14 protein-coding genes are annotated in these 12,164 nt (G+C 36.7%); 10 read left to right on the forward strand and 4 right to left on the reverse strand.

The features are described 5' to 3' along the window. Nucleotides 1-44 precede the first annotated feature (44 nt). From DKG77_RS07935 to pyrF, 8 genes are all read left to right on the forward strand, one after another. The gene (locus DKG77_RS07935; RefSeq protein ID WP_109661960.1) at nt 45-1,223 is read left to right on the forward strand and encodes an AIR synthase related protein; all 1,179 of its coding nucleotides are present in this window, start codon (nt 45-47) and stop codon (nt 1,221-1,223) included. A 46-nt stretch (nt 1,224-1,269) separates the two neighbouring features. Then, nucleotides 1,270-1,725, forward strand: coding sequence for a QcrA and Rieske domain-containing protein (locus DKG77_RS07940; protein WP_109661962.1), 456 nt, complete (start codon nt 1,270-1,272; stop codon nt 1,723-1,725). A 20-nt stretch (nt 1,726-1,745) separates the two neighbouring features. Beyond that, nucleotides 1,746-2,183 (forward strand): thioredoxin family protein, encoded by a 438-nt coding sequence (locus DKG77_RS07945; protein WP_109661963.1) that lies wholly within the window; start codon nt 1,746-1,748, stop codon nt 2,181-2,183. Beyond that, nucleotides 2,180-3,175, forward strand: coding sequence for an FAD:protein FMN transferase (locus DKG77_RS07950; RefSeq protein ID WP_109661965.1), 996 nt, complete (start codon nt 2,180-2,182; stop codon nt 3,173-3,175). Before DKG77_RS07945 ends, DKG77_RS07950 begins: the two co-directional genes overlap by 4 nt. Nucleotides 3,176-3,184: 9 nt before the next feature. Beyond that, nucleotides 3,185-3,394, forward strand: a complete 210-nt coding sequence (locus tag DKG77_RS07955; RefSeq protein ID WP_109661967.1) for a DUF4266 domain-containing protein — start codon at nt 3,185-3,187, stop codon at nt 3,392-3,394. A gap of 85 nt (nt 3,395-3,479) precedes the next feature. Next, entirely contained in the window at nt 3,480-4,715 is a 1,236-nt protein-coding gene (locus tag DKG77_RS07960; RefSeq protein WP_109663672.1) for a DUF3570 domain-containing protein, read from the forward strand. A gap of 68 nt (nt 4,716-4,783) precedes the next feature. Beyond that, nucleotides 4,784-5,860: a peptide chain release factor 1 gene (gene prfA, locus DKG77_RS07965; RefSeq protein WP_109661969.1), complete on the forward strand. Its 1,077-nt coding sequence runs from the start codon at nt 4,784-4,786 to the stop codon at nt 5,858-5,860. Nucleotides 5,861-5,863: 3 nt separating this feature from the next. After that, entirely contained in the window at nt 5,864-6,682 is an 819-nt protein-coding gene (gene pyrF / locus DKG77_RS07970) for an orotidine-5'-phosphate decarboxylase (RefSeq protein WP_109661971.1), read from the forward strand. 7 nt (nt 6,683-6,689) lie between these two features. On the opposite strand, the gene DKG77_RS07975 is transcribed toward pyrF, so the two are convergent. Beyond that, nucleotides 6,690-6,884 carry a hypothetical protein gene (locus tag DKG77_RS07975; protein WP_109661973.1) on the reverse strand — a complete coding sequence of 65 codons (195 nt, stop codon included), beginning with the start codon at nt 6,882-6,884 and terminating at the stop codon, nt 6,690-6,692. Between the two features lie 177 nt (nt 6,885-7,061). Here DKG77_RS07975 and DKG77_RS07980 point away from each other — a divergent pair, with 177 nt between their 5' ends. Both DKG77_RS07980 and DKG77_RS07985 read left to right on the forward strand, forming a co-directional pair. Beyond that, nucleotides 7,062-7,844: an alpha/beta fold hydrolase gene (locus tag DKG77_RS07980; RefSeq protein ID WP_109661975.1), complete on the forward strand. Its 783-nt coding sequence runs from the start codon at nt 7,062-7,064 to the stop codon at nt 7,842-7,844. 6 nt (nt 7,845-7,850) lie between these two features. Beyond that, nucleotides 7,851-8,357, forward strand: a complete 507-nt coding sequence (locus tag DKG77_RS07985) for a hypothetical protein (protein WP_109661977.1) — start codon at nt 7,851-7,853, stop codon at nt 8,355-8,357. 177 nt (nt 8,358-8,534) lie between these two features. Here the strand turns inward: DKG77_RS07985 and DKG77_RS07990 are convergent, their stop codons facing one another. From DKG77_RS07990 to purU, 3 genes are all read right to left on the reverse strand, one after another. Next, a complete protein-coding gene (locus tag DKG77_RS07990; RefSeq protein ID WP_109661979.1) occupies nt 8,535-10,058 on the reverse strand; it encodes a helix-turn-helix domain-containing protein in 1,524 nt (507 codons plus the stop codon). Between the two features lie 364 nt (nt 10,059-10,422). Beyond that, complete coding sequence (locus DKG77_RS07995; protein ID WP_109661981.1) at nt 10,423-11,127, reverse strand: DUF4197 domain-containing protein; 705 nt, start codon at nt 11,125-11,127, stop codon at nt 10,423-10,425. 69 nt (nt 11,128-11,196) lie between these two features. After that, nucleotides 11,197-12,045 (reverse strand): formyltetrahydrofolate deformylase, encoded by an 849-nt coding sequence (purU, locus tag DKG77_RS08000; RefSeq protein ID WP_109661983.1) that lies wholly within the window; start codon nt 12,043-12,045, stop codon nt 11,197-11,199. Nucleotides 12,046-12,164 lie beyond the last annotated feature (119 nt).

Here is a 12,164-nt window from a genome sequence, read left to right on the forward strand (position 1 = left end):
ATATTTATAAACAGTTTCTGCTATTTTTGCCCAAAATTTAGTTAATGTCTTCAGACAGTAGTAAAAGATATGCCCAACGTGGGGTTTCAGCATCAAAAGAAGATGTGCACAATGCAATAAAGAATATTGATAAAGGCCTCTTCCCTAAAGCTTTCTGTAAAATAGTGCCTGACTATTTAACGGAGAGTGAAGAGTATTGTCTCGTTATGCATGCAGATGGGGCGGGAACAAAATCTTCCCTGGCATACATGTATTGGAAAGAAACCGGTGATATTTCTGTATGGAAAGGAATTGCTCAAGATGCGCTTATCATGAATGTGGATGATTTGATCTGTGTTGGTGCTGTGGACAATATCATGCTATCTTCCACCATAGGACGAAACAAAAATTTAATTCCCGGCGATGTTATTTCTGCCATCATCAATGGTACAGAAGAGTTGATAGCAGATCTAGAAAAACATGGAATGTCCATCCATTCAACAGGAGGGGAAACAGCAGATGTAGGGGATTTGGTGCGCACAATTATTGTTGACTCCACTGTTACCGCAAGAATTAAAAGAGATGAGGTCATTGATAATGCGAATATAAAAGCTGGCGATGTTATTGTTGGTTTGGCCTCTTTTGGTCAAGCAACTTATGAAACCGAATATAACGGAGGAATGGGCAGTAATGGTCTTACCTCTGCTCGGCATGATGTTTTTGGCAAATACTTAGCTAATAAGTACCCTGAAAGTTTTGATGAAGCGGTTCCAGAAGAGCTGGTATATTCCGGAAATGTAAAACTAACAGATGAGGTTCTCGATTCTCCATTAGATGCTGGAAAATTGGTTTTATCTCCCACCCGAACATATGCTCCAATCATCAAAAAGATATTAGAAAAATATTCCTCAGAAGAAATTCATGGAATGGTACACTGCAGTGGCGGTGCCCAGACCAAGATTCTTCACTTTGTAGAGGACTTGCACATCATTAAGGACAATATGTTTGGTGTTCCTCCTCTTTTCAAATTAATTCAGGAGCAATCTGGTACCGATTGGAAAGAAATGTATCAAGTTTTTAACTGCGGACATCGAATGGAACTGTATGTGGACGAGCAAGTTGCAGAGGATATTATTGCTATATCAAAGAGCTTTAACGTTGACGCCCAAATTATAGGTCGGGTAGAAAACGCCGAGCATAAAAAATTGACTATCAAAAGTGAATTTGGCCTCTTTGAATATTAGCATACGATTCAGTATAATTTAACGTTCTTTCTATAAACCCCACGCTATGGAAAGAAAAGTATTCTTAAAAAGTTTAGGAGCAAGTGCCGCATTTGCCCTAACATTCCCTTGTTTACATGGATGCTCTAGTGATTCTGAAGACTTGGAACAGTTCCCAGAACCGGATGGAGTGGATTTTACGGTAGATTTAGATGCTGCTGAGGCCGCACCTCTTGCAAACAACGGCGGCTTTATTTTAGTAAAATCAGCTCAAAGCCTTGGATATACAGATATTGTTGTTGCTAGGAATTTGGAAGGGAATCTAATTGCAGCCAGCCAAATCTGTAGTCACCAGCAAACGGAGGAGGTACGATTTATTTCAGAAGATGGTGGAATTTTTAGATGTTCTACACATGGTTCAAGGTTTAGCCAGAACGGAACTCCATTAAATTCAATTACAAGTAATCCTTTGCGAGTTTTTAATACTGAACTTACAGGAACTACACTGCGAGTTTTTGAATAATACCAAATTAATTTGACCCTATGAAAAAACTATTGCTCATAGCACTATGTCTTTGTTGTGGAGTAATCCAAGCACAAGAATGGCAAAACACCTTTGATGATGCCGTTAAACTGGCCAATGAGGAAGATAAACCTATTGTTTTGGTATTCTCAGGTTCAGATTGGTGTCCACCTTGTATTAGGCTAAAACGGAACATTTTAGATTCTGAGGATTTTAAAAAGTACGCAGCGGACAACTATGTTTTGTACAATGCGGATTTTCCCAAAAAAAAGAAAAACCAACTTGAGCAGGACAAACTTAACTCCAACAAATCCCTTGCCGAGCAATATAACCCAAAAGGACATTTTCCTTTGGTGGTGGTTATGGACAAACAAAAATCAGTTTTAGGGAAAACAGGGTTCAATAGAAAAAACTCGCCACAAGAGTATATTTCCTTGTTGAATGATTTTATAAAATGAAAGCAGTTATAGTTCTTTTTTGCAGCCTATTCTTCATGCTGTCCAAAGGGCAAGTGCAAGAGGATGTTACTGTGAAAAGAACGCTCAAACTCATGGGAACTAGGTTTGAGATTACTGTAATTGCCCCCAATGAGGATATTGGTTACATAAATATTGACGAAGCTGTTTCAGAAATTGAACGTATTGAGAAAATAATATCTTCTTGGGACGAAGCTTCTGAAACCTCTCAAATTAACCAAAATGCAGGTATAAAGCCCGTAAAGGTTTCCATTGAACTTTTTCGGTTGATAGAGCGAGCAAAAAAAATTTCAGAGATTACAGATGGCGCTTTTGATATTTCTTATGCTTCTATGGACAATATCTGGAAGTTTGATGGAAGTATGCAAGGTATTCCTTCCAAAGCCTTATTGAGTCAGTCAGTTTCTAAAATAGGTCATGAAAAAATACAGCTTGACCCCATAGAACAGACGGTTTATTTATTGGAGCCAGGAATGCGTATTGGTTTTGGGGCAATAGGAAAAGGTTATGCCGCGGATAGGGCAAAGGAACTTTTGGTGTCTAAACAGGTTAAAGGTGGCGTAATTAACGCTTCTGGGGATTTAACAACTTGGGGAACAAAAGTTACCGGAGAAAAATGGTTGATCGGTATAGCTAATCCATTGAGCAAGGATAAGGTTTTTAGTTGGTTGCCCGTAGTGGAGTCATCAGTGGCTACATCTGGGAATTATGAGAAATATATTGTGCTGGACGGGGAAAAGTACTCTCATATTATAGACCCAAGAACTGGTTATCCCACAAGGGGAATAAATAGCGTCTCCGTTTTTACAAAAAATGCTGAACTCTGCGATGCTTTGGCAACAGCAGTATTTATAATGGGAAAGGATAGCGGAATACACCTTATTAATCAAATGGACGGTGTTGAGGTTGTGGTTGTTGATTCTGATAATAAAATTCACAAAAGCTCAGGAATCGTGTTTGATAAAAATCAGTAAATTTAAAATATGCGCAAACTTCTTTTTTTGTTCGCTCTGTTAATCCTCTCTAGTTCTTGCGTGGTGGTGCGCGAGTACGACAAGGTTTATATAAATGACATTGAAATGCAGTTGGGTGCTAAAGCATCCGAGCGTTTTGAAACGAACTTCCAAATTTACAGGGAAGCGTCTGCAGGAGCCAATGGTGGTAAAACAGGAGGTGGCTGTGGCTGTAATTAAAATGTTCGACATAAAACCTGTCTATTTGAAACCCTTAAATTTTTCTAAAGCAAAATATACTCTTGTTTTCTTCCTTTTCTTTTCAATGGGATGGGCACAACAGAACAATACATCCTATCAAAAAAGAGTTTTAGAAACCAGCGAAATAGATGTCCTTTTTAGTTATTACAGTCAGGATGGGCAAAATGCCGCGGTAACGGGCGGTGAAGGTACTGAAGAGCTTACAGATGCAACCTCTACCATCGTATTGCGAATGCCAATGAATGAAAATGATGTGCTTACTGTTGATGTGGGATTGTCCGCCTACACCTCGGCGTCATCAAGCAACGTTAACCCATTAGATGGCGGCATTGTCAATACCTCACCTTTTGATGCTTCTTCGGGTGAATCCAGAAAAGACCTTTTGGCTTATATAAACCCAAGTTACCAACATAGCTCAGAAGATAGAAATTCAATTTGGAGCGCAAACGCCTACTTTTCAACAGAATACGACTATTTTTCAATTGGTTTTGGTGGAAGTTACTCTAGGCTTTTCAATGAAAAAAATACAGAAATCACCTTAAGCGGACGTGTATTTTTAGACAAGTGGAATGCCATTTACCCAATTGAGCTCCGTGAAGGCTTCTTTGATGATAGAATTACGGGAAATGGCACTTACAACCCTAATTTTACAGTATTTGATAAAGAAAATAGAAATTCATATTCCGTATCATTGAGTTTTTCCCAAATCTTGGGAAAGAAATTGCAAGGTGCACTTTTTATGGATGTAGTATCTCAAAATGGATTATTGAGCACACCCTTTCAACGGGTTTACTTTGGTGACACAGAAAACTTTTTTATTGATGACTTTCAACTGGCCGATGATGTGGAACGGTTGCCAGATACAAGGTTTAAAATTCCATTTGGTGGAAGATTGAATTATTATGTAAACGATTTTGTGATTTTGCGGTCGTATTACAGATTTTACTGGGATGATTGGGGAATTACTTCGCATACGGCGAGCATAGAGGTGCCACTTAAACTTACCGATAAATTTACGCTGTATCCAACCTACAGATACTATACACAATCTGCAGCCGATTACTTTTACGCAAAAGAAGATGCGGTTTCCACTTTTGAATTTTATACTTCGGATTATGATTTGTCCAAATATGATGCGCATCAGTATGGAATGGGCGTTCAATACAAGGATATCTTTGCCAATTCCAAGATTTTAACCTTCGGATTGAAAACTATCGATTTGAGATTCAACAAGTACGATAGAAGCGATGGCCTTGACGCTTATATACTAACACTTGGGGCTACTTTTGTAGGGAACTAGTTGATTTATTTCAAAAAATACAATCCAATCAAAAACCGTAAATTCGCAATACTAACGTGGATTGATTTATGCTTGACAAACTCAATATTGTAAAACAACGTTTTGATGAGGTTTCCGACCTTATTATACAACCAGATATCATTGCGGACCAGAAAAGATATGTAAAGCTCAATAAGGAATATAAGGACCTTAAAACACTTGTTGATAAACGTGATCAATATCTTGAACTGACCAATAACATTAATGAGGCAGAAGAGATAATCTCTGATGGGAGCGATGCAGAAATGCTGGAAATGGCCAAAATGCAGTTGGATGAAGCCAAGAGTGGACTTCCAAAGCTAGAGGAGGAAATAAAATTCTTATTGATACCGAAGGACCCAGAAGATGAGAAAGATGTTGTTATGGAGATCAGAGCAGGAACCGGAGGGGATGAAGCCAGTATTTTTGCAGGAGATTTGTACCGCATGTATTCAAAATATTGCGAGTCCAAAGGTTGGAAAACCAATATTATTGACTTAAACGAAGGCACGAGTGGGGGCTATAAGGAAATTCATTTTGAAGTCTCTGGAGAAGATGTTTATGGTACGCTTAAGTTTGAAGCGGGTGTACACCGCGTGCAACGTGTTCCACAAACAGAAACACAGGGCAGGGTGCATACAAGCGCAGCTACGGTAATGGTAATTCCCGAAGCAGAGGATTTTGATGTTCAAATAGAACCAAAAGATGTACGTATTGATTTTTTCTGTTCTTCAGGACCAGGAGGACAATCGGTAAACACGACCTATTCTGCTGTTCGTTTAACCCACATTCCCACAGGTTTGGTGGCGCAGTGCCAAGATCAAAAATCCCAGCACAAAAATAAGGAAAAGGCATTCAAGGTTCTTCGTTCAAGACTTTACGATTTAGAGTTGGCCAAGAAACAGGAAGAGGATGCTGCTAAACGTAATTCTCAAGTAAGTAGTGGTGACCGTTCTGCAAAAATTAGGACCTATAATTACCCACAAGGTAGGGTCACAGATCATAGGATTGGATTAACGTTGTATGATCTACAAAACATAATCAATGGAGATGTTCAGAAAATTATTGATGAATTGATGCTGGTTGAGAATACCGAGAAACTGAAAGAAGCATCTGAGATTTTTTAATGTATGACCACTAAAGACCTAGTAGGCCAAATTTTCGAAAAAAAATCTTTTCTGTGTGTTGGTTTGGATACAGATTTAGCCAAAATACCAAAACATTTACTTGGCGATAAAGACCCAATTTTTTCATTCAATAAGGCAATTATAGATGCAACCCACCAATTTTGTGTTGCATACAAACCAAACATTGCTTTTTATGAGGCTTACGGTTTGCAAGGCTGGAAGTCTTTGGAGCGCACTATGGAGTATCTAAATGAAAAACATCCTGAAATGTTTACCATTGCAGATGCCAAAAGAGGGGATATTGGAAACACCTCAACCAGGTATGCCAAAGCATTTTTTGAAGCTCTAAATTTTGATTCTATCACCATTGCACCATATATGGGCAGGGATTCTGTAGAGCCATTCTTGGAATTTAAGGACAAGCATACCATTTTGTTGGCACTTACATCCAATCAAGGAGCTTTTGATTTTCAGACTAAAAATGTTGGAAACCATGAATTGTACAAAGAGGTTTTGGAAAGATCCAAGACGTACAAGAACGCTGAAAATTTAATGTATGTGGTAGGAGCGACCAAGGCATCTTATTTAGAGGGAGTAAGACAGATTGTTCCAGAAAGTTTTTTACTGGTTCCAGGAGTTGGGGCGCAAGGAGGTAATTTACAGGAAGTCTGTAAATATGGGATAACTAAAAATGTAGGGCTACTCGTAAACTCTTCAAGAGGTATATTATATGCTTCTCAGGGGGAAGATTTTGCCAAGGAAGCAGCTAACAAAGCAAGAAATATACAGCAAGAAATGGAGGTTGAATTGGGTAAGCTATAATAATTGCCTAACCTAAATTCTCTAATACTTTTTTAATTCCTTGAGCTTTTTTCTTAAAAAATTCACCTAGGTTGGTGTCCATGTAAGTTGCGTCCGCCGCTTTTTCAATAAAACTTTGATATCTGAACTCTAAAATGGACACGGCCTGATTTCCGCTGGTAATTGGAGTCACAGCTCCAACTCTACAATACTGATTTTTCATTCTATAAGATTTGTTATAACAAAGATACGTTGAAAACAAGGCTACGGACTATGGGAATGGAGTGTATACATCTAGAAATCAGGTACTTTATCTAAAATTTAACTAAATTCGGCCTTCCAAGGCTTAAACCTTGCCATTTCCAAGTAAAAAATTAACGTACATTTATAAAAAAAGGAATTGCTTCACTACACAAAATATCAGCACAAAACATCAAAGGAATGGGTCACATTTGTTCATGGAGCAGGGGGCAGTTCTACAATCTGGTATAAACAAATAAGAGATTTTAAAAAGCATTTTAATATACTTCTTTTGGATTTAAGAGGGCATGGCAACTCTAAACCCAATATTAAGGATGCATTTAGCGAAAAGTATACTTTTGATTCCATTACTGCAGATATAATTGAAGTACTAGACCATGAGAGGGTTAAAGCTTCCCATTTTATTGGAATATCCCTAGGAACGATTCTCATTAGGAATCTAGCGGAGAAATATTCGGATAGAGTTAAGAGCATGGTAATGGGAGGTGCTATAATGAAGCTTAACCTTCGTTCCCAAATTCTAATGCGGTTGGGAGTTGTTTTTAAATCGATAGTGCCCTATATCTGGTTGTACAAATTTTTTGCGTTTGTAATTATGCCAAACAAAAACCATAGAGAATCTAGATTGCTATTTGTTAGGGAGGCCAAAAAATTATATCAAAAGGAATTTATCAGATGGTTTAAGTTGACCTCTGAAATTAACCCTTTGTTGCGTTTTTTTAGAGCGGTTGATATTAAGATTCCAACGTACTATATTATGGGAGGAGAAGATTATTTGTTTCTGCCAACAATTAAGAAAGTTGTGGACTCGCATATTGCATCTACATTGTTTGTGATCGAAAACTGTGGGCACGTAGTAAATGTTGAAGAACCAATGGTGTTTAATGAAAAAGTGATCAATTATTTACAAAACATAAAATAGTAGAATATGAAAAAGTTATGTCTAGTAGCGGTTTTCTTCATTTCTTTTTTAGCGAATGCCCAAGATGACAAGCCGTGCACATGTTGTTCTCCGGATCATTCAGCTTTTGATTTTTGGATAGGAGAATGGGATGTTACAAACTCAAATAATGACACAGCCGCTGGGAAAAGCAAGATTAGCAAAGAGGAAGGTGAATGCGTCATTCGGGAGAATTGGACCAGCGCGAGTTCTGGTTTTACCGGAACAAGTCTTAATTTTTTCAATACAACGACCAAACAATGGGAACAACTTTGGATTGACAATGCAGGAACATACCTAAAACTTAAAGGGAATAGGGTAGGCAATCAAATGATACTGTCTTCGGATGAGTTTGCCAAGGAAGATGGAAAAAAATATGTAAACAGAATTACATGGACCAAAAATGAGGATGGTACCGTAAGGCAACTTTGGGAAGTGCTGGAAGGGAACAAGGTAGTTAACACTGCTTTTGACGGATTGTATAAAAAGAGGTAAAACAGCCCACTAGCATGTTGATGACTAATTCAAATAATTACCCTAAAATGAAACCGAAGAATCTTGTAAAGTGTCCTAATGAGCTGTATTAGGATTTAAGATACTGGAAACCCAAGGTCTTGGAGCAACATCTTATAAACTTTTACCCAACCGATTTATGTTTACTAATTTTTTGTGTTATGCGCTAGCTACATTTCTTTGATATTGGCTAGGGGTAAGCTGCGTATCTTTTTTGAACGCTTTGTTGAATGTGACCTTGTTGTTGTACCCAACCTCATAAGCAACATTGATGATATTTAATCTACGCGATTTATCATCTATAAGCAATTGTTTTGCTTCCTTGATCCGATACATATTTACAAATTCATGAAAACTAACGTTAAAATGCTCATTTATTATTTGCGAGGCATTATGGCGAGTGGTATTTAGTTTTTGTGCCACCATATCCAAACTTATGTTGTTCTCTTTATAGATCTTATCAACAGCAAAAAGATGCAAAAGATTCTCCTTGAGTTCATGGGAGAGGCTAGGTGTTAATCCAGATTTTTCATATTTAGGAAACAATCTGTTTGTATAGGCATAGGCCCCACTAAAAACATCTGGTTGAATGTTGGCTGAATACCCTACGTAAATAACCATTAAGGCCATGGCGGCAACAGAAGCATCAAACAAAATCCCATTTTTAAAGCCGTTGATGATCACGAAGCCGTATGCGGTATACGTCAAAACATAAAATATATGTATGTGATAAACATTCTTTTGCCATATTTGATTTTTTGCCCCTAAAAGCTTTTCATTTTTGCTCTTCAGGTAAACTTTTCTAATAAAATAACCGTAAACGGTTAGAGAAACAATTTTTAAAACCACCAATAGGGCAAGCTTGCTGGAATCTTGCGGATTTAACCCTTCTTGAAGTCTAGAAAGCATTAGCTGCACCTTACTTTCTCCAGAAAAAGCATATACATTGAGTGTAAGATATGCTACTAAAAGTACCGTGGGTATCAGATGCAATATATCAGAAGGTTTAAAAGAGTACTTCTCAGAAGTATTTTTAAAATAGAAATATAATAACGGTCCGTACAAAAAGGAGGCCCAAGTAGACATTAAATATGTATGTGGGTACTCAAAGTAATAATTGGCCCTGTTGATGCACAAGTGTAAAATGAAAAACGAGTGAATGAAAATAAAAACTGCTATTAAAAATCGAGAAGTAGGATGTATTTGCCTGTTTAATAGTATAAGCAGAACTACATAGAACCCTATTATAGCAACAAATAGATATAACAAGGACCAGGTGGTGACCCTTGGTATCACAGTTTCAGATATGTTTTTAAAATCTTTCGATTCTCTTATTGGGTCAAAACCTTCGTTTAATAGAAAATTTGGATTAAAATCTAGTTGCAAATAGTCATTTAAGCTGGCCGTGGACTTGGATGAATTTTCAAGGGCAGCTTCACTTAAAGCTAATTTTTTAAGGATATGGGTTTTTGCAATGTTCGGATTGTTCAGGTTCTTTTTGTAAATGGAAATAGCCTTTTTGTATCGGTGTATATTGTAATAATAATCCGCCCATTCTAGGGAATCTTGAAGTACGAGGGGAGCTAATTTATCCTCAAATTCGGCACCATTTTTGTATGTCTTTGCTATGCAAGACATACATAATAGGAAGAATAGAAAAACAAGGAAATCTGATTTTCTCATTTTAAGTTAGTGAATTAGCCTTCTTTGAAATTACTGATTTAACAGACTCAAAATGTTAAATAAATCTTAAAAAAAGTAACTCCCGATAATAGTTTACCTTTTGAGGCTTTTTTTTACTTCCTACATTATAGATAATAAAGCACTGATTTATAGTAAGTTGTATAAAATGAAAAAACCGGTGCGAACACCGGTTTAAACTAACTAACTCAAAAAAATGCTAACTCAGATAATTTGTTGCAAAATTCTATCATAACCCTGTAGCCAAGGTTAATTTAACTTTAGGATTTTGTTATAATTTCCTCTTTTTATTGAGATAATAACGATTAAACTGCATCGTTATTGCATAATTAAGAAAAAATTATAATTAATCTTGCAAAGCAAAGACCTTTTTTAACAAATCTGTTGTTCTTGATGAAATTTTAGTCCTAATTTCCTTTTCTTCAACAGCGATCATTTTGTAAACACCATCTAAAGCTTCTTGGGTAGTATAATCCGTTAAATCTGGATTTACGTCGTTGGTTAATGGCAATTTGTTGTATTTGGTTATAAGGTTGTTCCAAATTTGATCTGCACCTACTTTTGCAAATGAATTTTTAATTACTGGATTAAACTTTTCATAAAGCTTTGTTTTGGTAGTTTGTTCCAAGTAGGATGTTGCAGCATTATCATTTCCAAGCAAGATTTGCCTAGCATCGTTAAATGTGATTCCTTTTACTGCATCGACGAAAATGGGGGTAGCTTCATTGACTGCGTCTTCTGCTGCTCTATTTAGCACGCGGAGTCCTTCGTCAGCTAAATTACCCAAACCTATATCTCTAAGGGTTTTATCAACTTTCTTTAACTCTTCTGGCAATAAAATCTTAACCAGTTCATTTTTAAAGAAACCATCTTTTATGGTCAATTTATTTACCTGTTTTTCAATACCAAGATTAAGTGCATCTCGGAGGCCTTGGGCTATTTCAGCATTTCCAATGCCGGTTGTTCCCTGTGGTAATTGATTTACAACTTGTTGTAGTTCAGCGCAACCCATAAGTTGAAACACCAATAAACATAGCAGTATTCGTTTCATGTTTAAGTATTTATAGTTAAAGTGAAATTACTGCTAAAGCTGAAGAAATAGAATTTTCCAGGAATCTTTTTAAGAAAAAATCACGGTTTTGTTATTGTAGACTATTGTTTTTCTGGCTACATGGAGTTGAACCGCCCTAGAAAGCACAATTTTTTCCAAATCTCTACCTTTTGATATAAAATCCTTGATGGAATGTGAGTGGGAAACCGCTGTTACATCCTGCTCAATAATTGGACCGGCATCTAATTCTGCTGTTACGTAATGACTGGTTGCTCCAATAATCTTCACTCCTCTCTCAAAAGCTGCATGATATGGTTTTGCCCCAGCAAATGCAGGTAAAAAGGAATGGTGGATATTTATTATTCTTTTTGGAAAAACATCGATCACTTTGGATGATAGAATTTGCATATATCTTGCAAGTACAATAAAGTCTACATTATATTCTTTTAACAGCTCTAATTGTTTTTCCTCTGCTAAGGTTTTGGTCTGTTTGGTAACCGGTATATGATAATAAGGAATTTGAAACTGATCTGCTATATATTTTAAGTCTTGATGATTGCTTACGATGAATGGAATATCGACCAATAATTCCCCTGAATGATATCGACTTAATAAATCGTAGATACAGTGATTGTACTTAGAAACAAAAATGGCCATTTTAGGTTTTTCCCCATCCCGGTGCAAGCTCCATTTCATTTTATAGTTTTGGGCCAAGTTTTTTTCAAAAGATTGTTTGAAAAAGGATATGTCTATTTCATTTTCAAATTCACTTTCCAACCTCATAAAAAATACCCCGGCCTCTTTGTCTACATGTTGATCCAGATAGATGATATTGCCCTTGTACTCATGAACAAAATGCGTGACGGAGCTTATTATTCCGGATTGATCGGGACAGTGGATGAGTATTGTTAGCTTCATGATGGTTATTTAGCTAGGTAAAATTATGATATTCAAAAAAAGTAAGTCAAAGCCTTATCCATTTTTATAAAATTCTAATCAAAATCAATTATAAGTTGCATTTTCTGTAAATTGCACAC

Origin of the sequence: Flagellimonas aquimarina, from assembly GCF_003149745.1 — a bacterium.
Lineage (GTDB): Bacteria > Bacteroidota > Bacteroidia > Flavobacteriales > Flavobacteriaceae > Flagellimonas > Flagellimonas aquimarina.

Excerpts from the sequence above, each read along its gene's own strand:
- pyrF (WP_109661971.1), top strand. The coding sequence starts at position 5,864 with ATGACCACTAAAGACCTAGTAGGCCAAATTTTCGAAAAAAAATCTTTT.
- DKG77_RS07990 (WP_109661979.1), bottom strand. The coding sequence starts at position 10,058 with ATGAGAAAATCAGATTTCCTTGTTTTTCTATTCTTCCTATTATGTATG.
- DKG77_RS07950 (WP_109661965.1), top strand. The coding sequence starts at position 2,180 with ATGAAAGCAGTTATAGTTCTTTTTTGCAGCCTATTCTTCATGCTGTCC.
- purU (WP_109661983.1), bottom strand. The coding sequence starts at position 12,045 with ATGAAGCTAACAATACTCATCCACTGTCCCGATCAATCCGGAATAATA.
- DKG77_RS07975 (WP_109661973.1), bottom strand. The coding sequence starts at position 6,884 with ATGAAAAATCAGTATTGTAGAGTTGGAGCTGTGACTCCAATTACCAGC.
- DKG77_RS07945 (WP_109661963.1), top strand. The coding sequence starts at position 1,746 with ATGAAAAAACTATTGCTCATAGCACTATGTCTTTGTTGTGGAGTAATC.
- DKG77_RS07985 (WP_109661977.1), top strand. The coding sequence starts at position 7,851 with ATGAAAAAGTTATGTCTAGTAGCGGTTTTCTTCATTTCTTTTTTAGCG.
- DKG77_RS07935 (WP_109661960.1), top strand. The coding sequence starts at position 45 with ATGTCTTCAGACAGTAGTAAAAGATATGCCCAACGTGGGGTTTCAGCA.
- prfA (WP_109661969.1), top strand. The coding sequence starts at position 4,784 with ATGCTTGACAAACTCAATATTGTAAAACAACGTTTTGATGAGGTTTCC.
- DKG77_RS07955 (WP_109661967.1), top strand. The coding sequence starts at position 3,185 with ATGCGCAAACTTCTTTTTTTGTTCGCTCTGTTAATCCTCTCTAGTTCT.
- DKG77_RS07995 (WP_109661981.1), bottom strand. The coding sequence starts at position 11,127 with ATGAAACGAATACTGCTATGTTTATTGGTGTTTCAACTTATGGGTTGC.
- DKG77_RS07960 (WP_109663672.1), top strand. The coding sequence starts at position 3,480 with ATGGGATGGGCACAACAGAACAATACATCCTATCAAAAAAGAGTTTTA.
- DKG77_RS07940 (WP_109661962.1), top strand. The coding sequence starts at position 1,270 with ATGGAAAGAAAAGTATTCTTAAAAAGTTTAGGAGCAAGTGCCGCATTT.